Source organism: Ferdinandcohnia sp. FSL W7-1320 (assembly GCF_038050315.1).
Taxonomy (GTDB): Bacteria; Bacillota; Bacilli; order Bacillales; family Bacillaceae_L; genus Ferdinandcohnia; species Ferdinandcohnia aciditolerans.
Genome location: NZ_JBBPAM010000001.1, coordinates 5202020 through 5228849 on the forward strand (window position 1 = coordinate 5202020; position 26830 = coordinate 5228849).

Annotated in this window: 24 protein-coding genes; 10 read left to right on the plus strand and 14 right to left on the minus strand. The window is 38.8% G+C overall.

Going from position 1 to position 26830, the window contains the following annotated elements:
* The first annotated feature begins 36 nt into the window (after window positions 1-36).
* From pxpB to NST91_RS24920, 3 genes are read left to right on the plus strand one after another with little or no spacing between them, the layout of a single operon-like run.
* Window positions 37-759 carry a 5-oxoprolinase subunit PxpB gene (pxpB, locus tag NST91_RS24910; protein WP_341333292.1) on the plus strand — a complete coding sequence of 241 codons (723 nt, stop codon included), beginning with the start codon at window positions 37-39 and terminating at the stop codon, window positions 757-759.
* A complete protein-coding gene (locus tag NST91_RS24915; protein ID WP_341333293.1) occupies window positions 746-1504 on the plus strand; it encodes a 5-oxoprolinase subunit PxpA in 759 nt (252 codons plus the stop codon). Before pxpB ends, NST91_RS24915 begins: the two co-directional genes overlap by 14 nt.
* Before the next feature lie 4 nt (window positions 1505-1508).
* Window positions 1509-2435: a 5-oxoprolinase subunit C family protein gene (locus NST91_RS24920; protein ID WP_341333294.1), complete on the plus strand. Its 927-nt coding sequence runs from the start codon at window positions 1509-1511 to the stop codon at window positions 2433-2435.
* 182 nt (window positions 2436-2617) lie between these two features.
* On the opposite strand, the gene NST91_RS24925 is transcribed toward NST91_RS24920, so the two are convergent.
* Window positions 2618-2908, minus strand: a complete 291-nt coding sequence (locus NST91_RS24925; protein ID WP_341333295.1) for a YwdI family protein — start codon at window positions 2906-2908, stop codon at window positions 2618-2620.
* Window positions 2909-3324: 416 nt separating this feature from the next.
* The gene (hbs, locus tag NST91_RS24930) at window positions 3325-3603 is read right to left on the minus strand and encodes a non-specific DNA-binding protein Hbs (RefSeq protein WP_010677267.1); all 279 of its coding nucleotides are present in this window, start codon (window positions 3601-3603) and stop codon (window positions 3325-3327) included.
* A gap of 265 nt (window positions 3604-3868) precedes the next feature.
* On the opposite strand from hbs, the gene NST91_RS24935 reads away from it, so the two are divergent.
* Window positions 3869-4147, plus strand: a complete 279-nt coding sequence (locus NST91_RS24935; protein WP_121448353.1) for a small, acid-soluble spore protein, alpha/beta type — start codon at window positions 3869-3871, stop codon at window positions 4145-4147.
* Between the two features lie 12 nt (window positions 4148-4159).
* On the plus strand, window positions 4160-4303 hold the full coding sequence (locus tag NST91_RS24940; RefSeq protein WP_165918240.1) for a hypothetical protein: 144 nt from the start codon (window positions 4160-4162) through the stop codon (window positions 4301-4303).
* Window positions 4304-4350: 47 nt separating this feature from the next.
* On the opposite strand, the gene NST91_RS24945 is transcribed toward NST91_RS24940, so the two are convergent.
* The 6 genes from NST91_RS24945 to NST91_RS24970 all read right to left on the minus strand — a co-directional run bounded on the left by NST91_RS24945 (window position 4351) and on the right by NST91_RS24970 (window position 12409).
* The gene (locus tag NST91_RS24945) at window positions 4351-6012 is read right to left on the minus strand and encodes an alpha,alpha-phosphotrehalase (protein WP_121448354.1); all 1662 of its coding nucleotides are present in this window, start codon (window positions 6010-6012) and stop codon (window positions 4351-4353) included.
* A gap of 46 nt (window positions 6013-6058) precedes the next feature.
* Complete coding sequence (locus NST91_RS24950) at window positions 6059-7744, minus strand: glycoside hydrolase family 13 protein (protein WP_341333296.1); 1686 nt, start codon at window positions 7742-7744, stop codon at window positions 6059-6061.
* A 313-nt stretch (window positions 7745-8057) separates the two neighbouring features.
* Window positions 8058-9077: a substrate-binding domain-containing protein gene (locus NST91_RS24955; RefSeq protein WP_121448356.1), complete on the minus strand. Its 1020-nt coding sequence runs from the start codon at window positions 9075-9077 to the stop codon at window positions 8058-8060.
* Window positions 9078-9283: 206 nt separating this feature from the next.
* Window positions 9284-10105 (minus strand): carbohydrate ABC transporter permease, encoded by an 822-nt coding sequence (locus NST91_RS24960; protein ID WP_341333297.1) that lies wholly within the window; start codon window positions 10103-10105, stop codon window positions 9284-9286.
* On the minus strand, window positions 10105-10965 hold the full coding sequence (locus NST91_RS24965; RefSeq protein WP_121448358.1) for an ABC transporter permease subunit: 861 nt from the start codon (window positions 10963-10965) through the stop codon (window positions 10105-10107). The genes NST91_RS24960 and NST91_RS24965 overlap by 1 nt, the downstream gene beginning before the upstream one ends.
* A gap of 139 nt (window positions 10966-11104) precedes the next feature.
* The gene (locus NST91_RS24970) at window positions 11105-12409 is read right to left on the minus strand and encodes an extracellular solute-binding protein (RefSeq protein WP_121448359.1); all 1305 of its coding nucleotides are present in this window, start codon (window positions 12407-12409) and stop codon (window positions 11105-11107) included.
* Between the two features lie 431 nt (window positions 12410-12840).
* Here NST91_RS24970 and NST91_RS24975 point away from each other — a divergent pair, with 431 nt between their 5' ends.
* The 4 genes from NST91_RS24975 (at window position 12841) to NST91_RS24990 (ending at window position 16368) form a co-directional block, all read left to right on the plus strand.
* On the plus strand, window positions 12841-13413 hold the full coding sequence (locus tag NST91_RS24975; protein ID WP_121448360.1) for a TetR family transcriptional regulator: 573 nt from the start codon (window positions 12841-12843) through the stop codon (window positions 13411-13413).
* Between the two features lie 93 nt (window positions 13414-13506).
* On the plus strand, window positions 13507-15735 hold the full coding sequence (locus NST91_RS24980; RefSeq protein ID WP_341333298.1) for a YhgE/Pip family protein: 2229 nt from the start codon (window positions 13507-13509) through the stop codon (window positions 15733-15735).
* Window positions 15736-15893: 158 nt separating this feature from the next.
* Complete coding sequence (locus NST91_RS24985) at window positions 15894-16040, plus strand: hypothetical protein (RefSeq protein WP_341333299.1); 147 nt, start codon at window positions 15894-15896, stop codon at window positions 16038-16040.
* 133 nt (window positions 16041-16173) lie between these two features.
* Window positions 16174-16368 (plus strand): hypothetical protein, encoded by a 195-nt coding sequence (locus tag NST91_RS24990; protein ID WP_341333300.1) that lies wholly within the window; start codon window positions 16174-16176, stop codon window positions 16366-16368.
* A 92-nt stretch (window positions 16369-16460) separates the two neighbouring features.
* Here the strand turns inward: NST91_RS24990 and NST91_RS24995 are convergent, their stop codons facing one another.
* The 4 genes from NST91_RS24995 to NST91_RS25010 form a co-directional block, all read right to left on the minus strand.
* Window positions 16461-17420, minus strand: coding sequence for an L-threonine 3-dehydrogenase (locus NST91_RS24995; RefSeq protein WP_341333301.1), 960 nt, complete (start codon window positions 17418-17420; stop codon window positions 16461-16463).
* A 35-nt stretch (window positions 17421-17455) separates the two neighbouring features.
* Window positions 17456-18643 (minus strand): glycine C-acetyltransferase, encoded by a 1188-nt coding sequence (locus NST91_RS25000; RefSeq protein ID WP_341333302.1) that lies wholly within the window; start codon window positions 18641-18643, stop codon window positions 17456-17458.
* A 663-nt stretch (window positions 18644-19306) separates the two neighbouring features.
* On the minus strand, window positions 19307-20353 hold the full coding sequence (locus NST91_RS25005; RefSeq protein ID WP_341333303.1) for a serine hydrolase domain-containing protein: 1047 nt from the start codon (window positions 20351-20353) through the stop codon (window positions 19307-19309).
* Window positions 20354-20367: 14 nt separating this feature from the next.
* Window positions 20368-21318, minus strand: a complete 951-nt coding sequence (locus tag NST91_RS25010; protein WP_341333304.1) for a GNAT family N-acetyltransferase — start codon at window positions 21316-21318, stop codon at window positions 20368-20370.
* Window positions 21319-21666: 348 nt separating this feature from the next.
* On the opposite strand from NST91_RS25010, the gene NST91_RS25015 reads away from it, so the two are divergent.
* Window positions 21667-24300 carry a glycosyl hydrolase family 18 protein gene (locus NST91_RS25015; RefSeq protein WP_341333305.1) on the plus strand — a complete coding sequence of 878 codons (2634 nt, stop codon included), beginning with the start codon at window positions 21667-21669 and terminating at the stop codon, window positions 24298-24300.
* An 85-nt stretch (window positions 24301-24385) separates the two neighbouring features.
* On the opposite strand, the gene NST91_RS25020 is transcribed toward NST91_RS25015, so the two are convergent.
* Together NST91_RS25020 and NST91_RS25025 are read right to left on the minus strand one after the other, a co-directional pair.
* Window positions 24386-26146: an ABC transporter ATP-binding protein gene (locus tag NST91_RS25020; protein ID WP_341333306.1), complete on the minus strand. Its 1761-nt coding sequence runs from the start codon at window positions 26144-26146 to the stop codon at window positions 24386-24388.
* Between the two features lie 74 nt (window positions 26147-26220).
* Window positions 26221-26823 carry a DUF2441 domain-containing protein gene (locus NST91_RS25025; protein ID WP_341333307.1) on the minus strand — a complete coding sequence of 201 codons (603 nt, stop codon included), beginning with the start codon at window positions 26821-26823 and terminating at the stop codon, window positions 26221-26223.
* Between the last annotated feature and the right edge of the window lie 7 nt (window positions 26824-26830).

Below are 26830 nucleotides of genomic sequence, written 5' to 3' on the forward strand. Positions count from 1 at the left end.
TAGGAGTAGGACTCTAGACCATAAAGGAGTTTTACTATGAACTACGAGATTATACCTATTGGAGACATGGCCCTGCAAATTCTATACAAGGAGCCTGCTTCAGACAACTTGCAGCGTCAAATTCAGCAAACCACGAAACACATTGAACAAATGAATATACCAGGTGTTGTTGAACTCGTTCCTGCCTTTCAGTCAATAACAGTTTACTATAATCCAATTCTCACTACCTATCATCGTCTTTTTGCTCAGGTTGCTGAGATTTGCGAAAAGCATTCCACAGAACAAAGCACCACTTCAAAAGAGATCATTGTGATTCCAACCTGTTATGATGGTGAGGACCTCGAGAATGTCGCTCGCAGGAATGGGCTCTCAACCGAAGAGGTGACTTCCATACATAGCAGCGTTGATTATCTTGTCTATATGATTGGCTTTTTACCGGGCTTCCCGTATTTAAAAGGGCTTCCAGCTACACTTAGCACACCGCGCCTGGCAACTCCCCGATTAAAAGTTCCAAAAGGGGCGGTCGGCATCGGCGGTGATCAAACAGGGGTGTATCCACTCGAGTCACCAGGAGGGTGGAATCTCATTGGACGAACTCCGGTACCTTTATTTGACCCGGAACGGCAGAATCCGTTTTTACTAAAAGCAGGGGACTACCTCCGCTTCACTCAGATTTCAGCACAAGAATACAGAGCAATTGAAAATCTAGTAAAAGAAAACCAATACAAAGTAGAGGTGAAAAAAATTGAAAACCATTGATTTAAATTGTGACTTAGGGGAAAGTTTTGGTGCCTATAAAATCGGGAAAGACGAGGAAGTCCTCTCCTTTATTTCCAGCGCAAATATCGCTTGTGGGTTTCACGCAGGCGACCCGCATGTAATCAATCAAACTGTACAGCTGGCGAAGAAATATGGCGTCGCTATCGGTGCCCATCCAGGCTTTCAGGACCTTGTCGGATATGGCAGGAGAGCCATGGCCGTTTCACCAAAAGACGTCTATGATCTTGTTCTTTATCAAATCGGTGCTCTTGCAGCATTTTGTAAAGCACACGAAGTAAAGCTCTCTCACGTAAAACCACACGGTGCTCTTTATAATATGGCCGCAGTCGACACTAACCTTGCAGAGGCAATTGCTAAAGCTGTCAGCATATTTGATCCAACTCTTTCACTCTATGGACTAGCTGGTAGCAAGTTAATTGAAGCTGGAGAAAAATACGGCTTACATACGGTTTCCGAAGTGTTTGCTGATCGAACCTATCAACCTGATGGAACCTTAACACCGAGGACCCAAGGGGACGCAGTTATTCACGACAGCCATGTTGCAATCAAACAAGTTCTGCAAATGGTGAAAGAACAAACCGTTCAAACGACAACTGGCGAAATTATTCCAATTAAAGCTGACTCCATTTGTGTTCATGGAGACAATGATCACGCCCTCCAATTTGTACAAGAATTACGACATGCACTAACCAATGAAGGCATTACAATTAAGGCATTTAGGTGATTATATGGGACAACCGCTATTTACCGTCCTTAAAAAAGGACTTTTAACCACATTTCAGGACCTTGGCCGCTATGGCTACCAACAATTTGGAGTCGTAACAAGTGGAGCAATGGATACATATTCAAGCCAGCTTGCTAATATTCTGGTCGGTAACTCTAGAGAGGAGGCCGTACTTGAAATTACCATGCTTGGCCCGACATTACGGGTAGAAGCAGACGCAATGACACTCTCTGTTTGCGGGGCAGACTTGAGCATGACTGTGAATGGAAACAAAGCCCCATTATGGCAGTCGTTTGTTGTGTCAAAAGGGGATATTATTAAGTTTGGCAAACCCGTATCGGGAACTCGCGCATACTTAGCAGTGGCGGGCGGATTTGAAGCTCAAGAAGTCCTCGGAAGTAAATCATATTACGCAAAGGCAAAGCTTGGGACAGAGATCAACGATGGTGATATTATTTACGGTTCTGTTGATACTCTTCGAAAAAATACAGGACTCTCGCACTACCTTGTTCCAACCTTTGATAAAGGGGTAACCGTTCGCGCAATTTTAGGGCCACACCAGGATTATTTTACAGAGAGTTCCATCGAACAGTTTTTTAGCGACACCTTTCAGGCCCTTCAAGGGGACCGGATGGGGTATAGATTAAAGGGGACAAAACCCTTGCAGCATAAAGAAAGGGCCGAAATTGCATCCGACGCAATCCCTCTTGGTGGTATTCAAGTTCCAAGTAGCGGCGAGCCCATCATCCTATTAGCAGACCGGCAAACAACAGGGGGCTATCCTCGAATCGCAACGATCATTGCCGCCGATACTTATAAAATCGCCCAGCTACCGCCTGGTGGAACGATTCGATTTGAGCGCTGCAGCATTGAAACTGCCCATCAACTCTATAAAAAAAGAGAGAACTTTCTCAAAAACCTCCAATGGTGACGCACCTTGGGGGTATTTTTTTGCCTCATACTTTGATATCGGACACAATTTTACAGATATCGGACAAAGAAAGAATTTTAACGGACATAAATTTCAATATATCGGACATTCCCGGCCAGATATCGGACATAACTCTCCTTTTATCGGACAAAACCAAAACAGATAAAAAAAGAGACCTCTGTTTAGAAATCAAACAGAGAATCTCCATTAGCATCGTCTTCCTCTAATTTTGTAGCGTTTTGGATTGTCGTTGTTTGCGGCATCGCAGGAATGGACTGCACAACCTGTCGCACTGGTTGTACAGGCACCGCCTCAACCCGCTTTCCCTCTGTTGGGGCCTCATCCAACACAAGGTCACATAAGGTCCGAATGGCCAACAAACGCTCTCTTACCTTTTGTTCACTCTCTTCACTCTTTACTCTCAACAATTCCTGCTGCATTTTATCTAAAATCTTATTCAAAGATATATTCACAAAGTTCACTCCTCTATGCCCGAATATCTACGTTGTAGGAAGGGGTTTGCTGTTGCTTGATATGCTTTTCCTCATACTTCATACAATGTACCCCAGAAGATCTAAAAACCGCTATAGAGGGCATTGCCTGCGTCTTAAAATTGAAGGCGCGACAGCCACGAGGAAATTTCGGTTCCCATGTCGTATAAAAATGCTTGCATTTTAAGCAATTGACTCGTTTTTGCATCCCTTCACTACCTTTGTAAAATCGATACTCCTATTTTCCCATGAGCAATAGGGGTGCGTCAAACTCACATTTTGACAATCTAGCAATTCGCATATAGGCTTTTACAATCGGTTGCACACTTTTAGTCTAAGAGTATGAAAAAACCCCTCAGATCGTCTCTGAGGGGCATTTGCGCAGGGATTATGTAATATTACTTACCAGCTACTGCGTCTTTAAGAGCTTTACCTGGTTTGAATGCAGGTACTTTGCTAGCTGCGATTTCGATTTCTTCACCAGTTTGTGGGTTGCGGCCTTTACGAGCAGCACGCTCACGAACTTCGAAGTTACCGAATCCGATTAATTGTACTTTATCTCCGCTACTTAATGCATTTTGAACTGCTTCAAATACTGCGTCAACAGCTTTTGTTGCATCTTTTTTAGATAGTTCTGCACTTTCAGCAACTGCACTGATTAGTTCTGTTTTGTTCATTTTAAAATTCTCCTCTCCAAATAAGCACATATTCTTTTTACCACTTTTTTCATAGGTTCGCAAGAATTTAGGCTAAATTCATCCTATTAAACTGGTGGTATAAGTATTACATCACTAGATTAGCCAAAAAACAAGCGTTTCAAACCAAAAAAACTGAATTAAATAAAAATCTTTTAAAATGTTGTTACTACCAAGTTTTACCTTATCTCTAGATTTTATACTAGGGAATACTATAAAAAATTACATGACGAAAGGAGTGTCCCTATTGGCACGAAAAAAACGTCGACCACTCATTCCTGAAGCAAGAGAAGGGCTTGACCAACTCAAAGCAAATGTAATGCGAAAACAAGGCTACAAAACAGATCCATCTAACCCTGACAGCGTAAAATACGAAGTCGCAAAGGAACTGGGGATTCCATTAAAGGAAGACTACAACGGAAACCTCACGTCCAAGCAAGCAGGCAAAGTCGGTGGCAACATCGGTGGCAATATGGTTAAAGAAATGATCCGCATGGCGCAAGAAAACTTAAATAAACGCGGGTAAGGTGGTGTTCGTATGGATAAAAAGAAAAACCGTGATGGTCAATCCAATCATAGCCAATACAAAGTTGCCAAAGGCCCGAAAGCAAGAGAGTCTGGCTATGAGGCAACCTATGAATACACAACTGGTAATGAAGTAGGAGAGCCAGATCATAAATAACTCACTCAAAATCCCCTATGCCTTACTTAAGCATAGGGGTCTTTAAATTAACCTAACCGATATACTCGTGCCTCATACGCTCTTAATTCTATTGAATCTGTAGCCTCGTGTGCATCGATATAATAATTTGCCAACATTAGCCTATCATGCCTAAATTCACCTTCTGGCAGACGACAAATGGCATTTTCTTGAGATAGATTCGTTACAACAATCACTTTCTGATCGCCTAGCGTGCGTGTGTATACATATAGCTGTGGGTCTTCGGCTAGTAATAAGTCATACTCACCATACGTGAATACTTTATTCGCCTTTTTCAAAGCAATCATTTTTTTATAAAAATGCAGCACAGAATCTTCATCTGCCTGCTGGTTTTCAACATTAATTTCCACGAAATTTGGATTAACACCCATCCATGGTTCTCCTGTTGTAAAGCCTGCGTTTTCGGTATTGGACCACTGCATTGGAGTACGTGAGTTATCCCTACTTGTCGCCCAGATGACCTCCATAATCTCCTCATGCGGGACACCCTCAGAGCGCTTTTCATGATACAAGTTTTTTGTTGCCACATCATCATATTCTTCGATGGATTGGAATTGAACATTTGTCATTCCAATTTCTTGCCCCTGGTAAATGAAAGGAGTTCCTTGCATGAAAAAGTACATGGCACCTAGCGCCGTTGCACTTTCCTTCCAATAGTCCTTATCATTTCCCCAATTAGATACGACACGTGTTTGATCATGGTTCTCGATAAACAATGCATTCCAGCCCATGTTTTCTAGTCCCTTTTGCCATCTCGTAAGAACTTGTTTGAGCCCGACCACATCAAGTTTTTGTTTCTCTTCATCCCATAGGCCTAAATGTTCGAACTGGAACACCATATTGAATTTTCCTTGTTCCTCGCCAACCCATTCTTCTGCATCCTCGACACTTACACCATTTGCTTCACCAACTGTCATAATGTCGTATTTGGCAAAGGTTTCTTTCTTTAATTCTTGTAAAAATTCTTGAATCCCGGGACGATTCATATGGCCGTCGAAAGAAGAAACATACTTTAGACCAGTTGGATTTGGCAGATCAGGGAAACCCGGTACTTTTTTAATATGACTAATCGCATCTACCCGGAAACCATCAATGCCTTTATCGAGCCACCAATTAATCATGCGGTATAACTCTGTGCGAACCTCCGTGTTCTCCCAATTGAGATCAGGCTGCTTTGTAGAAAAAATATGCATGTAATATTGACCAGTCTCTTCATCAAAATCCCATGCCGGCCCCCCGAATATACTTTCCCAGTTATTTGGCTCTTTTCCATCTTTTCCATCATGCCAAATATACCAATCCCGCTTTGGGTTATCCTTTGAAGAACGAGATTCGATAAACCAGGGGTGTTCATCACTTGTATGGTTAATAACTAAATCAATAATGAGTTTCATCCCACGCTTATGGGTTTCCTCTAGTAATTCATCAAAATCAGCCATCGTTCCAAAGTCAGCCATGATGTCTTGATAATCGCTAATATCATAGCCGTTATCATCATTGGGTGATTTGTAAACAGGGCAAATCCAAATTACATCGATCCCCAGATCTTTTACATAATCTAATTTGGATATAATCCCCTGTAGATCACCGATACCGTCACCATTTGAATCCATAAAGCTTCTTGGATAGATCTGATAGGCAATTGCTTCCTTCCACCATGCTTGCTTCATTTTTGTATCCTCTCTTCCCTTCTACAGATGGTACTCAAATCCACCTTCAAATCGTTAACCGATACACTCTTGCCTCATATGGCTTTAATTCTATTCTTTCAATTGATTCATTTTGATTGACATCATAATTGCCAATCAATAGTTCCTGTGATTTGTAGCTACACTCTTCTGGCAACTCAAATAATGCATGTTCATTTGAAAAATTCAGTACTACCAGTAACTTTTCATCAGCTAATATTCTAGTATACGCATAAATCGTTGGATGCTCCGGCAACAGCAGGTCATAAGTACCATATACCATAATCTCATGCTGCTTTCGTAACTCAATCAATCTTTTATAATAATGAAAAACAGAATTTGGATCATCCACTTGTTTAGCCGCATTAATGTCCCGGTAATTCGGATTCACCGAAATCCATGGAGTGCCTGTCGTAAACCCAGCATTCTCACTTTCGTCCCATTGCATAGGGGTACGCGCATTGTCTCTTCCTTTTGCATAGATAGACTGCATAATTTGCTCTGGAGCCACGCCTGCATCTACCTTTTCCTTATACATATTTAGGGTTTCGATGTCCTTATAATCGTCAATGGAATCAAACTGAACATTCGTCATCCCAAGTTCTTCACCTTGATATATATATGGAGTTCCCTGCAACATATGCAAAAACGTTCCAAGCATCTTTGCTGACTCTAACCAATACTCACCGTCATCACCAAATCTAGACACCATCCTAGGCTGATCATGATTATTTAAATACAAACTGTTCCAGCCAGAGCCTTCCAGACCTTTTTGCCATTTGGTAAACGTTTGTTTCAAATCTAGTAGATTTAATGGTCGCAAATCCCATTTTCCTGTTGGACCTGAATCTAAATCCATATGTTCAAATTGGAAGACCATGTTTAGCTCATTACGGTCCGAACCTGTAAACTTTTGCGCTTCTTCTGTGTCGACACCCGGCATTTCGCCAACAGTCATAATGTCGTATTTCGATAACACTTGTTGGTTCATTTCCTGTAAAAATTCATGGATTCGAGGTCCATTCATATAATAAGGTGCACCTGAAGCATATTTTTTTCCTTCCTGCGGTTCACCATCTGGTAGCGCTGGAACTTTTGAAATTAAATTGATGACGTCCATTCGGAATCCATCTATTCCTTTTTCAAGCCAAAAAGTCATAAGGTCATAGACTTCCTCACGAACTTTAGGATTCTCCCAGTTTAGATCAGGCTGTTTATTACTAAATAAATGTAAATAGTATTCATCCGTTTGCTCATCATATCGCCACGCTGAACCACTAAAGAATGACTCCCAATTATTCGGTTCCTTACCATCTTTAGCAGGACGCCAAATGTAGTAGTCACGGTAAGGGTTATCCTTTGATTTTCTGGATTCCTGGAACCACTTATGCTCATCTGACGAATGATTTACGACTAGATCCATCATTAGCTTCATGCCGCGATTATGCATCTGCGAAAGTAGCTCTTCCCAATCAGCCATCGTGCCAAATTCATCCATGATCTCACAGTAGTTGCTAATATCATAGCCATTATCATCATTAGGGGATTCATAGACAGGGGAGAGCCAAATTACATCAACACCAAGGTCTTTTAGATAATCAAGCTTTTCGGTAATTCCCTTAAGGTCTCCAATTCCGTCGCCATTTGTATCCTTAAAGCTTCTTGGGTAAATTTGATACACAACACTTTCTTTCCACCATGTTTTGTTTTCCATTTCCCATAAACTCACTTTCTAGAGGATGTTTAAAAAGTGCGGTAAAAATGACACATCGAATTTCTGCAAACACTGCACCGATAACAGAGTAATAACTAGGTTATGCGCTTGCGTCTGCTAGTTAATTCAGGAAGTCAATTCCTCAGCGCAAGGTTGCAAGGATGTTAAACTCAAGCAGTTGCCTCGCTCCGCTACTCGGGAGCTCAAGCCGCCTTGACTTCGACGCACAGGAAGTGCTAGTGTCGACAAGACATTAGGCCGTGGCGTTTTTGTCGACGCGGTCCTTTTTATCCTCCTTTTTAAACCTTCATTTTTATTTAATCCTTACGCACGACTTCCGTTCAATTAGTTTTGCCGGTATCGTAATCCGCTTTGGTAAGACATCTGGATTTTTTATTTTTTCAATCAAACAGCTTGCACCTTCAACTCCCAGTTGAAAAATATCAATATCCACTGAGGTGAGGGGAGGCTTCGAATATTCAGCCAGTAGTACGTTGTTAAAGCTTGCAATGGAAACGTCCTCTGGGACGCGAATATTCAATTCTTCAAAGTGACTCATCAATTCAATCGCGATAAAATCATCTGTACAAACCAATGCTGTAGGTGTTTTAACCGAACTTAAAAAAGATATAATCGCTTCTTTGCCTTTATTTATCGTACTCTTTTGAACGATATAGTCCTCATTAAAAGAGATCCCAGCCTCGCTTAGCGCTTGTTTGTATCCTTCAAGTCGATCGAGCATAAACACGAAGTCGCCATCATAGCCGACAAATGCAATTTTCGTATGGCCTAAGGCAATCAAATAGTCCGTTACGACCTTCGTGATGTAGATATTGTCATTGTCGACATACGTGACCCGTTCTGCACCTATCACAGGTCGACCAATCACTGTAAACGGAAAATCGATCTTTTGTAAATACTTGATAATACGATCATCTGTCCGCGAATAGAGGAGAATTAAGCCATCTACACGGCGACCTTGGACCATCCCAACAACTTCTTCATAAATCTCATCTTCCGTTCCAGCTGTCGAAAGGTACAATCCATACTTATGTTCACGTGCTTGTACGCTGATCCCTCTAATCACTTCCGGGAAAAACGGATCTTGAAGCACATGGGATGCTGAGAATGGCATCACAACCCCAATGGTTGCTGTGCTATTCACCGCTAAGCTTCGTGCTGTAAAATTAGGATGATACCCGAGCTTATCCATCGCTTCACGTACTCGTTTTTTCGTTTCTTCACTAATTCGAGGGTTATTTGCTATGACCCTTGAGACAGTGGAAGGCGAGACATTTGCCTCTTTTGCAACATCTTTTATTGTAATAGCCATACATACCCTCCATATTAGAAAAGCGCAAGGTGCCCGTTTATCGGCTGCAAGCACAAGAAAATCACTGACAGAAGGCGTTCTTTACCTTCAGAAGCGGTTAGCTTGTTATTTCGAGCCGATGGCGCCTGGAGCTGACATCAAAAAGCTTGTGATATTTCGTTTCATTTTATATAAAAGGAATCAATTCAATCCTTCGTTATCAATAATTATTTTACGGAACCCTCTGCAATTCCTTTGATAATGTGTTTTTGCATGAAGAAGTACACAAGTATCACTGGAATAATCGCAAGCGTTAATCCTGCTAGGGCTAAATGCCATTGTTTCGTATATTGACCAAAGAAGAAGAACATTTTCAATGGAATCGTATGCATTCCTTCTTGGTTAATGACTAGAGATGGTAATAGGTAGTCATTCCAAATCCAAATAATATTTAAAATAGCTACTGTTACTGAAATTGGCTTCAACATCGGGAAAATGATGTGCCAGAAAATTTGCCATCTGTTTGCACCATCAATGGTGGCTGCTTCATCTAATGATTTTGAGATTCCTTGTAGGGATCCGTGATATAAGAAAATCGATAAACTACTACCAAAGCCAAGATACATAAAAATGATTCCAAATCGATTTAATAGTTCCATTTTACCAAACAGTGATACTAATGGAATCATGACGGATTGGAACGGAATCAGCATCGCTGCGATAAAAAGGAAGAAAACGAGACCACTTACTTTTCCTTTGCGACGATTTAATGCGTATGCTGCCATCGATGAAAAGAGAATAATCACAGCAACACCTAAGACCGTAATTAGGACAGAGTTAAAGAAAGTGCGGATAAAATCAAGCTCTTCAAATGCCTGAACATAGTTATCAAATGTAAATACATCCGGAAGTTTTAGAGTATCTGTAAAAATTTCACGTTTTGTTTTAAATGAGTTTACGATCATCAAATAGAAAGGGGAGAGCCAAATTAGGCCAAGGACAATGCCTAGAATTTCAAGCAAATATAATTTTCTTTTTTTACTTTTCATTACATCTCGACCTCCCGTTTCTTATTGATGTACACCTGTGTTAAGGATATCGCCGCCACGATTAGGAAGAAAATAATCGCTTTTGCCTGTCCATACGCATAATTGTTTTCTGAGAAGGCGGTTTTGAAAATTTCCATTGCTACCATCTGTGTTGAATTATAAGGCCCGCCACCTGTTAAACTTAGGTTTTGGTCATATAGCTTAAACGTATTAGATAACGTTAAAAACAAACTAACAGTAAATGCCGGTGCGACAAGTGGGAATGTTACGTTCATAAAACGCTGGAAGCTGCTTGCCCCGTCAATTTCCGCCGCTTCTAATAACTCCTGGGGAACACTTTCCAGATAGGAAATATAGATAATCATGATATATCCAGCCATTTGCCAACTCATGAGAATAACCAATGCCCAAAAACCAGTGGTATCTGTCGATAACCAGCCTTTGAAAGCTGCAATCCCCGTTAAATCTCCAATACTCGCAAATACCTTCATGAAAATAAATTGCCAAATGAACCCGAGGATAAGCCCTCCAATTAAGTTCGGCATGAAAAAGATTGTACGTAAAATATTGTTTGTTTTAAGTTTTTGCGTTACAAGTAATGCTAATGAAAGTCCAAAAAAGTTAATGAGGAAAATCGACACGACTGAGAATTTCACAGTAAACCATAGAGAGTCCATGAATTCTTTATCCTCAAGTAACTTTTGATAGTTCTCAAGTCCAACAAACTCGGTAATCTTAATTCCGTTCCAGTCTGTAAAAGAGTAATAGGTTCCAAAAATTAATGGCACGATTATAACAACTCCAAGTGCTACAAGCGTTGGGGCTAAAAATAACCAATACCATAGATTCCGGTTTCGCATAGTAAATTCCTCCAATTGATCGAAATCCGAAAAACATTTCAATCATATTTGGGGGAGCACGGGCTCCCGTTCATTTTGTATAAAAGGAGAAAACAAAGCAACCATACGCTGCCTTGTTTTCTATTGTTAGCTGAATCGATTATTTTCTTGTGTCTTCCCAAGCCTTTTGAGATTCTTTCACAAGATCTTCCCAGCTCATTTCATCGCTGATGTATTTTTGAACATTAACACCAAGCTGTTGCTCGCCCCAACCAGTTGGGTAGCCCATGAATACCCAAGGAATTGTCTTCCCTTCTGTTGCATACTCATACACCGATTTCCCAAGTGGATCAGATACTTTTGAAGCGTCAAACCCTTCATACGCAGGGATAAATTTAAAGTCTTCTAACACAGCTGTTTTTCCTTCTTCAGACGTATATAACCAGTCTAAGAAGTCTTTTGCAGCTTTTACTTCTGCCTCGTCTTTATTGCTATTAACTGCCCAGTACATTGGAATTCCAACTGGAATTGAATCTTCTTTGTATCCTTCAACAGGGATTGGTAAAATGCTTACTCCGTTATTTGCAAGCTCTTCATCGATACCTGCGATTGATCCATATACCCAGTTACCTTGCTGAATCATTGCTACTCGACCAGTAGAGAATAGCTCTTCTACTTGCATTGCATAATCTAAACTTACAGTTGGTTGAACAGAATATTCATTTTGTAAGTCTAGAACCTTCTTAAATGCATCACCATATTTAAAATCTACACTTGCAGAATCGAATGTTCCTAATACATTCCCTTCAAATTCAGGGGATAAGAAAGCATTTGATAAGTGTAAGCCCGTTACCCATTTTTCTTTACCTGGTAGAGCGAACACTGCGTCTAAACCTAATTCATCCTTCTTGCTGTCTAATGTTTTTACCGCTTCTTCTAAAGCTGCGAAGGTTGTAATTTCATCCGGATTGATTCCAGCTTTTTCAAATACTGCTGTATTGTAAATGAATCCATATCCTTCTTGGTTAAAAGGTAGTCCTAACACTTTGTCATCTTGTGTAACTCCTTCAAGAGTTCCTTCTAATGCAGCACCAGCTGCTGCTGTATCAGCAAGGTCTGCTAAGCTATCTACCCAGTCTGCAACATCTTGAGGTCCACCAATGTTATAAATAGTTGGCTCTTCACCTGAAGCAAATTTTGAACGAAGTGCTGCACCATAATCTTCTCCACCACCAACAGTTGTGATGTTGATTTTAACACCATCGTGTGACTCTTCATATTGCTTTGCAACAGCTTCAAATTGATCCTTAAATTCCACTTTAAATTGGAAGATATCTACTGTTGTTGCTTTTGATTCACCTTTATTCCCACTTGAGCTTTCTCCATCTGATGAACATCCTACAAGTACAACACTTAAAAGGAATAAGAGTGCCATTACTGCAGGAAAAAGTTTCTTTGCTTTCATGATAAAACCCCCAGTTTACATTTTTGAAAGGAAGGAACCGTTGCACAGGTTTAGGAAACCGATTGCATAAATTTAGACTTTTTTGTAGAAATTAGTCATTTTTCCATTCTACCGATTAAACGCTTTCATTGAGTTTAAAATATATAAACTATTGATATTACTATATTCTTTTAACTTTACTGCTTTTGCGCAATTGTTGCGCAAACGGTTGCATTCCTTTTACAAGATTTATATTAGCACGGGCAAAAAATAATTACAACAAAAAAGTTTAGCGTTTTCATTAAATCATTAAAGTTCACTAATATGTACGCCGTTAAAGTAAAAGATAAACAAGACTTGCAATGTATCATTTAGTGTGCTATATTTCTCGTTGTGAATTAAATGACCGAATTCCCCATTTGGTCAATCCGCCTAAAGTGAGGTGATCAAAAGTGGCGATTGATAGAAAACAGTTAATTATTGAAGCTGCGACTAAATCGTTCTCTTTATTCGGGTACAAGGCTACAACAATGGATCAGGTTGCGAAGCTTGCGAGCGTTGGTAAAGGTACAATTTATACCTTTTTTAAGAACAAAGAGGAGTTATTCGATGAGATCATTAGTACACTCATTCGGGATATGAAAATGGTAGCCGAAGAAGCAATGGATGAAAACAGTACCTTTTATGAAAATGCACACCGGATACTTTTTCGATTGCTAGAATTTCGTAAGTCCCACCAGCTAACGATTAAGCTTTTTCAAGAGGAAAGAGATATCGGAACACAGGCAGTTGTTGAGGTTGTCCAGCGTGTTGAGCAGGCGATCATTAACTATACGAAAGACATGATTCAAGAAGCAATCGACCGCGATGAAATTAAGCCCTGTAACCCAGAGATCACAGCTTTCGTCATGTTGAAGCTATATGTTTCCTTAATCTTTGATTGGGAACGAAGCCACACACCACTCGAAAAAGAAGAAATTTCAAATTTATTTCAGCTGTATTTTTTTAAAGGGTTAGAGAAATAGTCATGCCATGGGTCCTCAAGTTGAGTACCCATCTTAATTGGCTTAAAATGACCATTTGAATAAAACAGTCATATTTTATTAGGAGGTTTATATATGAAGGGATCATCCTTTTTTGCTGAATTAAAACATATCCTTTCAAATCGCAAAGTCCTCATTCCAATTTTAGCAGTAGCTTTTGTGCCTGTTCTTTATGCAGGTATGTTTCTCTGGGCATTTTGGGATCCATATGACCAGATGGAAAATTTACCAGTCGCTATTGTGAATGAGGATATTGGAGCTGAATTTGAAGGGGACCAATTACAACTTGGAAATGAGTTGACAGACAAACTTTCCAATAACAACACCTTCGATTTTCATGTTGTCTCAAAGGAAGAAGGATACAACGGGCTTGAGAACAGGGATTATTATATACTCGTTGAAATACCTGAGGATTTTTCAAAAAACGCAACTTCCTTATTAGATCGTCAACCGCAAAAATTGGAACTTAAGTATGTGCCAAATGAAGGCACAAACTTTCTGTCCTCTCAAATTGGGGAAACCGCAATTGAAAGAATAAAAGCAGAAGTATCAAAGAATGTTACTGCCACCTACGCTGAAACCATGTTTGGCAAGGTTCAAAACCTGGCAGACGGTTTAACCCAAGCAAGTGAAGGTTCTGAACAACTTGCGGAAGGTGTAGCGAAAGTAAATGACGGTTCAAAAACACTAGAGGAAAACCTAGCTAATTTAGCCTCAAAATCAATTGAATTTACAAATGGAGTTAAAAAAGCAGAATCCGGAGCAACTGGTCTTGCTTCTGGAACTAATCAAGTAAAAGCAGGGCTTAACGAAGTGAATCAAAAAATTCCTTCTTTAGTGGATGGAACCGATCAAATTCAAGATGGGCTTGCCCTCATGAAGGAAGAACTACCAAAGCAAATTGCAAAAGAAGTAACAACTCAACTTAACAGTAATGTTAGCAAAGTTGATGAAGGTATAGATGAACTTGAGATGAAACTTAACGCTGGGCTATCAACTCAACTAACAAATGGGATTGCAGCCAGCCTTTCTGAACAACTAGCAGACCAAATGCTCGCATCTCAAACACAACAAATGGAGCAGCTTAAAACGACCTTAATTGAAAATCAAATAATGGACGAAACGCATGCTTCTGCTTTTATTGCACAAATGGCTCAAAAACAGCCAACGAAAGAACAGTTACAACAGCAATTAGAACAGCAATTGCAGCAAAAACTTGAACCTGGTATATCAGCAGGCGTTGAAAATGGACTTAACCAAGGGTTCACACAATTTAAAACTGGCTTACATCAACAGTTTGGTTCCGCAACAACTGGTTTAGAGGAACAGCTAATATCCCAAACAAGCCCTTCCTTTAACCAATTATTAGCTGGGCTTCAACAGATTAATGAAGGTCATAGAAGTCTACAACAAGGAATTAGCCAATTATACAATGGTTCGGTTGAACTTAATAACGGCGCTAACGAATTAAACAATGGTATGAACCAATTAACAAATGGTGCCGGTCAACTACAAAATGGCGCAGGTCAACTTGCGGATGGTTCGAAAGAATTAGAAGAAGGCACTGTCCAACTTGCCAAAGGCTCGGATGAACTCGCGGAGAAACTTGCGGAAGGTGCTGAACAAGCAAATTCTGTAGAGGCATCCAACGAAACCTACGACATGATGGGCGAACCTGTCACTGTTAAAAAGCAAGAAATGAATACCGTCCCTAACTATGGAACAGGTTTTGCACCATATTTTATCTCACTTGGTCTATTTGTTGGTGCATTACTCATGTCAATTGTATTTAAACTTAAAGATCCTGTTGTTCAACCAACTAATGCATTCCGCTGGTTCTTTAGTAAATTTGGTGTATTAGCCATTGTCGGAGTGTTCCAAGCAGCCCTTGTTGACATCATACTATTAGAAGGTCTAAAAATTGAGGTCGCAAGTGTCCCATTATTCTTTGTCACATCTTTAATCACAAGCTTTACTTTCTTAACTTTAATCCAAATGCTTGTGACTATGTTGGGGGACCCTGGTCGTTTCATTGCGATTATCGTCTTAATTTTACAATTAACAACAAGTGCTGGAACTTTCCCACTTGAACTAATCCCAACTGCATTACAACCAATTAACGCACTTTTACCAATGACATATTCCGTACAGTCATTTAAAGCTGTCATTTCAAGCGGTGATTTCAGTTATATGTGGAATAACAACTTGATTCTCTTAACCTATATGGTGGCCTTCATTGCGATTACCATCGGGTATTTTGCAGTGAAATTGAAAAAGCAAAAAGTACAAGTTGAAATGAATTAAGATGTGTGAGAAAAGCTAGGGATTGTTTCCCTAGCTTTTTTTATTAAAGGGCATTGATGTCACATGCTCTTTTTTGTCCTTAAAATGAAAGTATGGATGTAACGGGACGTATTGCTAATACTATGATTTGTAGAAGAAAAAATGCAGGAGGAATTACTATGCCGCAAAAACAACCTAAACAGAATACGATGCAAACAGATGTGTCAGGAACAGACCCACAAAAAGTGAAACAAGAAATTCAAAAGGATGTTAGCCAAGGCCAGGGCGCCATGACTTCTAGAGAAGCAGGAGCCATTCGGGATTAAAAAAACCACTGTTTAGTGGTTTTTCTTCTGTCAGCATCCCTATTTTCCCATTTTCGCTATCGTGGACCTTTCCCAATTGAATGCAAATAGATTATACTAGACTAACTACATATCCATTAAGGAGAGATTTTCTATGACAGAAAATAATCAACCCGAAGCACCTAAAAAGAAAATTAGTCTACAAGAGGCTATGAAGCAGCAACTTGAAAACAAAAAGGCCCAGTCTTCCAATACGAAAGGAAAAATGAATGCGGATCTTTCAACAAAAAAAATGAAAAGCCAGCAAACAAAAAAACCTAGTAATACTCGGAGAAAAATGGGCGTCTAATGAACGTACACTATTAGAATTTACAGGCATGGCTGTTAAGAAGGATAAAAAAGGAGTATGAATCCTCAATGATTCATACTCCTCCTTTTTATTTAGCCTGCATTTTTCACTAGCTTGACACTCAATTTTTCTAACATATCTTTGGTCATTGATTCAAGATCATATTGTGCTTTAAAGCCCCACTCTTCTTTTGCTGCAGTTGCATCAATTGAATTTGGCCAGCTTTCAGCGATCGCTTGACGGACTGGGTCAACATCATAATTCATCGTAAACTCTGGAATATGCTTTTTGATAACTGCTGTAATTTCTTCTGGCGCAAAGCTCATCGCCGTAACATTGAAAGCATTTCGATGTTTTAGCTTGCACTCCTCTGCTTCCATTAAATCTACAATCGCTTGAAGCGCATCTGGCATATACATCATATCCATATACGTACCTTTATCAATATACGATGTATAGCTTTTATTTTTCAGTGCTTCATAATAAATTTCCACAGCATAATCTGTTGTACCACCACCAGGTGGGGTCACATACGAAATAAGCCCTGGGAAACGGAGTCCTCTTGTATCAACACCAAATTTATGATTGTAGTAATCACAAAGTAATTCGCCAGAAACCTTGTTCACACCATACATGGTGGTAGGGCGCTGAATGGTGTCCTGTGGGGTTGCATCCTTTGGTGTAGAAGGACCAAATGCCCCAATTGAACTTGGTGTGAAAAATTGACAACGCAATTCACGAGCAACTTCTAATGCATTTACAAGTCCACCCATATTTAAATTCCAAGCTAATAGTGGCTTCGCTTCTGCAGTTGCGGATAGCAATGCTGCCAAGTGAATTAATGTGTCTGCATTGTATTTTTTCGTAATATCGTACATTGCTTTTCCATCTGTTACATCTAAAATTTCAAACGGACCAGAGTGAACAACCTCACTATCCGTTTTTCGAATATCTGTTGCCACAACATTTTGAGCACCATAAACGTTACGAAGTTTTGTGACAAGCTCTGAACCGATTTGGCCCAAGGCTCCAGTAACAATAATTTTCTCCATTATTCATTCCCCCAAGATGATCTTCTGATCAGCTTTTAGATAATGTTCATTTCCTTGCCTACTTTTTCATAAATTGCAACGGCTTCATCAAGCATTTCTTTTGTATGTGCAGCTGTTGGCATATTGCGGACCCTTCCTGTTCCTTTTGGTACAGTTGGGAATACAATCGATTTTGCATAGACGCCTTCTTCAATTAATCTCTTACTGAACTCTTGTGTTTTTACTTCTTCCCCAACAATTACTGGTGTGATTGGAGTTTCACTGTGGCCAATATCGAAACCACGCTCTTTTAACTGTTGCTTGAAGTAATTGGCATTATCCCATAGCTTGTCGTGAAGTTCTGTGCTGCTCATTAAAATTTCAATTGCTTTTGTAGCGGCAGTAACATCGGCTGGCGTAACAGCAGTTGAGAATAGGAATGGTCTGCTTCGAACTTTTAGCCAATCAATTAACGCCTTCTTACCTGCTACATAACCACCGACAACACCAATCGCTTTTGAAAGAGTTCCAATTTGGAAATCTACTTTATCGGAAAGACCAAAGTGCATAACCGTACCAGCACCTTTTCCTAAAACACCTGAACCGTGTGCATCATCTACATATGTAATGAGATCAAATTCCTCTGCAATTTCTACGATTTCAGGTAGTTTCGCAATGTCACCATCCATGGAGAAAACTCCGTCTGTGATGACCATGACTTTGTTATATAAACCAGATTCAGTTGCTTCTTTTGCCTTTTTTCGTAAATCATCCATGTCAGAGTGGTTGACACGAATAATTTTCGCCTTTGAAAGACGGCATCCATCAATAATAGAAGCATGATTTAGCTCATCCGAAAGAATCGCATCGTTTTTATCCATAACCGCTGAAATTGCAGCCATATTACAGTTAAAGCCAGATTGATATGAAATCGCTGCCTCTGTATGTTTAAACTCAGCCAGCTTTTCCTCTAGTTTTATATGAAGATCAAGTGTACCATTGATGGTTCGAACCGCACCTGCTCCAACTCCGTACGTATCAATTGCTTCCTTCGCAACCTCTTTTAGACGCTCATCGGTAGCTAATCCTAAGTAGTTGTTAGAAGATAGGTTAATAAGCTCTTTTCCATTGATTTTAATAATAGGTCCGTTTGCACCTTGTAGAGGGTCGATTACATTGTAAAGACCTTTCGTCTTTAAATCCTCCAGATTTTCATGCAAAAATGAGTCCAACACCTTCGACATTTGAATCCTCCTTTGTATGTTTGCAAAAGACAAGTGTATTTCTAGGGAATACATTTTACTTTTCATAAATCCTTTTATATCAACATTTATACTTCCTACTTTACCACATTATTCATAAAATGTTTATACCCCGTGGACACTTTTTCTTATTATTATTATATTATTTGTTAGTTTTGGATTTGTGATACAAAGAGTGCGGTTTTATCAGTTTGGTTTTGAGTTTTGGAGGACATAGATCTGCTTTGAGACCGCTTTTGGGTAATTTTAGTAAAAGTTTAAGAATAAACGATGGATATGGCTAGGGTTTTGGGGATTACTGGTAAAACCTTTAGTATAAACGTGTGATATGAACGGAGTTTTGGATATTCTTGGTAAAACCCTGTGCATAAACGAGTGATACGACTAGACCTTTGGTTATTCCTGGTAAAACCTATTGTATAAACAAGCGATATGACTGGGCTTTTGGTGTTTTTTTGGAAAAACCAAGAGCATAGACGTTTATTATGACCAGACTTTTGGCGATCACTGGTAGAACCCAGATCATAAACGAGCGAAATGACTGGGATTTTGGCGAATTCCAGTAAAACCACTCACTTAATCGCAAGTAACTGCAACAAAAAAAAGACCATCTCTGGTCTCATGTAAAGGTTAATGTTAACCTGACTAAAAATGGGCTCGAATCATATTATGCAACCTCGGTCTTAGCCGTAAAATGTGCGGTTGTCTCCCAAAATGCACACGGTTTGTCAAAAGAATAACAGTAAGGTTCACTTTTGGATCAAACCAGATACTTGTACCTGTGAATCCTGTATGTCCATAAGAACCTTGCGAAAATAGATCACCACAGGATGACAACACCGGGCTTTTTAAAATCCAGCCTAATCCCCTATACTCCTGGTCAAAAGAGGTAAAATTATTTCTTGATAAATGTAGAACAGCTTCTGATAGAATTTGCTTTCCCTTATATGCACCATTATTTTCAATCATCTCAGCATATTTTTGAAGGTCTTGAATGGTTGAAAACAAGCCTGCATGACCACTTATTCCACCCATTGACTCTGTATTATCGTCGTGGACGATTCCTTTTTTATAGCCTTTCAGTTTTTCACTAAATTCTGTAGCAGCAAACCTTTCTTTTTCAAAGGTTGGATTAAATCCCGTTTCTATCATTCCAAGTGGGGCAAAGATTTCTTTCTCAACAAACCGTTCAAAAGGTTGCCCTGTTAGTAGCTCAATAATTTTATATAGTGTGATTAATCCTAAATCACTATAGATTACTTTGCTTCCAGTCGGTACTTCGAGTGACTCTCCATAGATCCGTTCAAGGATTTGGTCTGTCGTTAAGTCCTCTACATAATATTGCTTATGTGCAGGCAATCCGGATGTATGTGTTAACAAATGTCTTACTGTAATATGCTCTTTACCCTTCTGTCCAAACTCAGGTAGGAAAAAAGAAACTGGATCATCTAATCGAACTTCCCCATCATCAATCAACTTTAATATGACAGGTAAGGTTGCTACCACTTTAGTCAATGAAGCTAGGTCAAATACAGTATTTTGTTTCATCGGTGTTTTTTCTGGATATACTGCACTATGGCCTATTGCCTCCTCTATGATGACTTTTCCATTATGAGTAATACCTATTACCGCGCCAGGTATATGCTTTAAGTCAATCTCCCTCTGAAGAAATGCTAGTATCTTTTCCCTCATTATTTTACCTACCTTTATATTTTTTTGAAATACGAGCTATAGCTTTTACAAACTTCAAAACCAAGCTTGTTATAAAACGTCACTAATCCGGTCCAATCGATAAGCATTGAACGAATTTGGCGCTTGTGCAAGTAGGAAACTGCAGCTTCGACAATGAATAGTCCATACCCGTGTTTTCGCTCATTCGAATCAATCCCGAGTGGGCCTATCCCCCCCAATTCTTGTTGATACAATGAAGACCAATAGACATTTTGAGCAATGACCGGTGAACTAGAATCATTTATCCTACAGAAACCGATTATCCGTTCATTCTTTTTAAGGACAACAAACTCCCTACCTTGGCCACCTTTTTGAAAATATTGAATCGCTTCATATTCCCATCTTCCAGGAAAACAACGATGCATAAATGATAGAAATTCATCCTTTTCTTCCAATTGAAGAAGTGAATGCGTCACTCCCTCTTTTGATGGAACCTCTATTTCATGTTCTTCAAAATGACAATCTAAGTCATATTCCTTGGTACTATGTATATATCCACATTTTTCAAACCACTTTGCAGTTTCACCATATTGAGTCGGAATTCCTGGAAAATAGTGCCACGTATCCTTTCCTAACCATATATGATTCATACCACTCTCTTGTAATTTTTGCTCTGCATGCTGAAGTAGTTTTTTACCAATCCCTTGGTTGCGGTAATTTCGATCCACAAGCAATACTTGGATCCATCCCGTTTCTTTACTAATCCCAACATCTATTTCATCCTGCCATCTTTTTGTTACAACAAATCCAACTACATGATTATCTTCATTTACCGCAATAAGTGAACCCTCTGTAAACACATTACAATCGTCAAAGCTATTTTGTTTGAATAAATCAGGACTCATTGGAAAATCGTGACCTATCTCCCGATTCCAAAGACCCACCAACTCTTCTAACCTATCAATATTCCAATTTCTGTATTCCATACATTCAGCTCCCTTTAGTAGGTTTTCAAAAGGTTATCAGTACATATTGATAAAACGCGGTTTCCAAATCAACAAGGAATATATTGATAAAGCGCAATTTAAAATAATAATTTATACCTATATTAACAATATTGAAATAAAAATTCAATGATGATAAACTAGATTTACAATATCAACCCTTTTTTCCTAGGTTGATAGAATCAGTGGGAGGTGGTTTCTAGGAAATCGATTAAAAATATTCAACCTACACCATGCTCTTACCACCACGATATGTTCCCGCAAGTTCCCTCATGATTAAACATAAGTAATTTTCAAAAATTGGACTAATTAATAAGGGGATGAAAAAGTTTGTCAAAATTTTTCCGAATATTTTGTTTACTGATTATTGTTTTTGGAAGCGTTGTCACTAGTGCTTTTGCACAGGACGGAAATTCCAACTCAGCCTCTTACATCGATGTTACCACAACTGAAGAAGGAGGAAATACCGTAAAGGGCAGTCCATTAGTTACAGCTGTTCCTGATCCATCGAAACCTGTAGAAAAAGTACAATTCTTTGCAAAGGCAGTTAATGAGCCTGATTCTATCTACTACCCCTATGCCCCTTTATCGAAGGCACCATATTCATGGAGTTGGGCTACTGGAGATCCTTGGGTTCCAGATGGAGAATATAGCCTACGAGTTGATATCACCTATACCTCAGGTGAAGTTGAGACAGTTGTGAGAAACGTTCTTGTTAAAAACTATGCAGAGCCAACGTCTCCTGCATCACCTAAGGATTTACAGGTAACATCTCGAACAGCTTCAAGTGTTAACTTGGCGTGGACTAAGTCTACTTCTACAAAGCTATATAACTATGAGATTTACCAAGGTGGAGTAAAAATTGCAGAAACGAAAGAGACTTCAATTGAGATTGAAGGATTAGAAGCTGATACTTTATATCAATTTAGGGCTAAGGCAAAAGACATTTATAATAACCTTTCTATTGATGACAATACAATTACTGTTTTAACAAATGAAACAGTTACATCACAACCGAATATTAGTGAAATCCAAGCTCCTGAGCCTAATGGTGTTTCACCTAGAAGCGAGGGTTATTCCGGCACGATTAACGTTTCAGTATCTGCGGAAGACCCAAGTGTAGAAAATGTTGAGATATTTGTTAAAACAACTGCCGCACCGGAAAGTGCCTATTGGAAGTTTCCTGGTACAAAAAAAGACGGTGATGTATACAGCGTTGATTGGGCTACAACTTCTGCACCTGAGGGTACTGCCATTATAAAAGCAGTCGCTACAGATGCACAAGGTCAAAAAACAACGGTTACGAGAATATTCTTAGTAGATAATATCGTAGAAGGATATATTCCACCCGAATGGGACCCTGCTGACGCTCCACCTCAAAATTATATGATTTCCTATTTAGCAGGCTGGGCCACATTAAGTGGATTCGATATTATGCATGATTTAGATGCAAGCCGACTCACTCATATCAACTATGCATTTGGGCTTGTTGGACAAGACCATAAAATCAAAATGAGTGACCCTACAAATGATCCGATTAATTTTGCAGAGCTTCGCAAATTAAAGGAAAAGTACCCACATTTAAAAACAACAATTGCTGTTGGTGGTTGGGGTGGTTCTGCAGGCTTCTCAGAAGCTGCTGCAACTGATGAAGCAAGAACAATCTTTGCCGATAGTTTAGTAGATTTTATTACTGAACATGGCTTTGATGGTGTTGATTTAGATTGGGAATACCCAGTTAGTGGCGGAGGTCCTGGCACATACCCGAACCCTGCTGACAAAGATAACTACCCTCTCCTTTTAGAAAAAATACGTGAAAAGCTTGATGAACAAGGAGAAAAGGATGGTAATCATTATTCGCTTTCCATTGCTGGAGCTGCGAATACAGGCTTTGTAAAAAATGCAACACTCGGGGAATCCCAACAATATTTAGACTATGTACAGATCATGACATATGACATCCATGGAACTTGGGAACCACTTGCGGACCATAACGCTCCACTTTATGATGACAACGGGAAAACATGGAGTGTAGATAAGGCAGTAACCGCCTACTTAGATGCGGGGGTACCTGCTGAAAAAATCGTAATGGGTGTTCCATTTTACGGATACCGTTACAATGTAACTTCAAGCGAAAACAATGGTCTTCGTCAACCATATGAAGGCAGTGGGTCAGCAACATACAATCGAATTATGCGTGATGATTATTTAAATAACGGGTATAAGCGTTTCTGGGATGAGGGAACACAAACACCATATTTATTTAACGCTGAAAAGTCGATTTTTATCACATATGATGATCCAGAATCAATGCAGATCAAAGCAAACTATATCCGTGAAAGAGGCCTTGGAGGAGCGATGATTTGGGAGGTCAGCCAAGACCATGGTATCGACCTATTAGATTCTTTATATCAGGTTTTAAAGGATCCGATTAAGGTAAACTTAAATACAGTTAATATATCCGTTGAGAATGAAACAATCCAACAAAATCTTCAAACAGAATTTAGCCTTGAAGGTATTCTAGCTAACAACCAAAAAGCTGACCTGACTAATACAGGAATAAAATGGTTTAACTCTAATTCAAATGTTGCATCCATTGAAAACGGCAAACTGACTGCAAATAACGCAGGTACCACAGAAATTTACGCAATTGTTACCTATAAAGGAAAAGAAGTAAAGTCCAACATCATTACCATCACAGTTGAGGCTACAACCGCATCTTTAACTGAACAAATTACTAGCTTAGAGGAAAATGGTATGCTCGAACATTCCTTATCTAAACAATTAACAAATCGACTAAATCAGGCAGAACATCATTATCAAAAAGGTGATAGTGGACAAGCGATTAAGCATTTGGGTGACTTTGTAAAACACCTAAATAAGAGTGATGCCTCTGAAGAAATAAAAGCGATGCTGGAAAGCAACGTGAAATCGATTGAAAAGTCATATCTAAATAAGGAATAAGTTGTATCAAAAAAGAAGGTTTTCTTGAACATTAGAAAACCTTCTTTTCATTTTACAACGAAAAATGACCCAATTAATGGACCGCTTAATTTTGAATATTGCCTTCTGTACCATTAGATATTTGCAAATGATACAGCCTTGCATATGTCCCACTTTTCCTCAATAGCTCCTCATGGGATCCCATTTCGGTGACTTTTCCGTCATCCATTACCAAGATGATATTTGCATTTTTTATGGTTGATAACCTGTGTGCAATGATGATAGTTGTTTTATCTTTCATTATTTGATCTAATGATTCCTGTAACACTTGTTCAGACTCGGAATCAAGTGCAGAAGTAGCCTCATCAAGCAATAATATAGGAGCATCTTTAAGAACTGCTCTTGCGATTGAAATACGCTGCTTTTGTCCACCTGAAAGCCTTGTTCCTCGTTCACCAACTTGGGTATTATAGTCATCATTTAACTCCATTATAAACTTATGGGCGTTAGCAATATTTGCTGCCTCTATTATTTCTTTCTCACTAGCACCATATTTTCCAAAAGAAATATTTTCTTTTATTGAACCATTAAATAAATATGTATCTTGAGGAACAATTGAAAAATAACTTCTTAATTCGGAAATAGTCAATTCTCCTATCGATTTACCATCAATAAAAATTCTTCCTTTATCAGGCTTACTTAAACCCAACAACAACTGAAATAATGTACTCTTACCAGACCCGCTTGGCCCAACTATTGCTACAGCATCACCTTTTGAAATTGTCAGACTAAGGTCCTTAATTATATTTTTTCCCTCATATGAAAAGGAAATTTCCTCTAGTTTGATGTCCTTATTTAAATCTTTTTCCTCATGCTTTTTTGACAGTTCAAATAGTTCCATTTCCTTTGGAATTTCTAAAAGAGAAAACAATCTTTCAACAGCCGACAATGAACGTTGAAAATCAGCCCAGATATTGGCCATCCCTGTAAACGGTGAGGTTATATTTTGAAGCAAACTTACAAACGCCAACAGTGATCCTATTGAAAGTGTACCATTTACGACGAAGAAAGCTCCTAGACCTAATGAAACCATAAATGACATTGAACCAACACCTGTTACACTTCCCTGCAATCCCCCTCGAAGTTTTCCATCCTTCAATTCTAGCAATAAAATGCGCTCACTATCGTTTTGAAATTGATTTGAAATATACTGTTCTAATCCGAATACCTTCACAATGAATCGTCCAGAAAAGGTATCCTGCAAAAAGCTATTAACCCTGCCTGTTTCAATATGAATTTTCTTACTATTTAACCTTAAAGCTTTACCAAAAAGTTTTCCTAATAATAAAGCCGAAGGACCTAATAACAAGGTTAATAAAGATAATTGCCAATTTATCGTTAACAAATAAATAAAGGAAACAAGGGCAGCTAAAGGGTGACGGATTAAATTTATAATATTACTACCAATCGCACCACCAATACTATTTGCATCGTTATTTAATCTTGATACGATATCTCCTGAATGGACTCTATTAAAATAGTTATTGGAAACACATAGAAGATGATTAAAAATATCGGTTTTTATATCTTTTTTTATTTTATTTACAGAAACAGATTGGAGATACGCGTTAAAAAAGCTTATGATGACATTGGTAATTATTAATAGTGCCCCCAACAGGAAATACCATTTCACCTTCTCAAAGTCGCCTGCAACCGCTGAATCAGTAATACTTTTTAAAAACCAAGCAAAAAACAAGTCTAGAAAAACACCCATTATTAGTAACACAAATAATAAAATGTAGGTTGAAGAATATCTTTTAATATAAGGCATTAATAGATAGAAAGAATGTTTTTTGGATTGATCCATTTATTGCCCCCTTAATCCGAAATATTTCTCAATGATTAATCAAATTGGTCAATATCAAAAAAAGTTATCCACATCTAGACAGATTTCAGCGAAAAATCATCCATAATTTCTACAACTTTAATATCTCCATTAATCAAAACCTCGGGAAGTTCACTTTTAATATTACCATTCCAATATTCTCTCGCTTGCTCAATTTTTTTAGAGAAAGGAACCCCATCTTCCTTAGGCAAAAGATTTCCATCACTCTCAAAATAATTTCCAATGACTCGTAGCTTAACAATCTGCAATACTTTACGGTTGTAGGAGTCAAATAACTCTTTCCATCTGATAGCGTCTTCATAACTTTTCACAGCGTACAAGCATGACAGTCTTGAAGGATATTCAGGGTAATCTTGTAGTCTAACCATTTCTACTATCACTTCTCTAATTGCCCTGATTGTTTGGTCCATATACCTAAAAGCTACATCTGAATCCTCTTTATTCAAAGTTAATCCTGTATTTGAAATTTGACTGGTTAAAATACGAATGAAATCCTCACCTTTGGAATTTACATGTTCTCTTTCAAAAAAGAAGCGATATAAGGTGTTGTGCTGATTTTTATCAAAGTTAATTCTCTGCCCACAGATCATTTTTTTCTTGGTAACAACGTGATAAACATTAAACTCATTTTCCCTCATTGGCCAC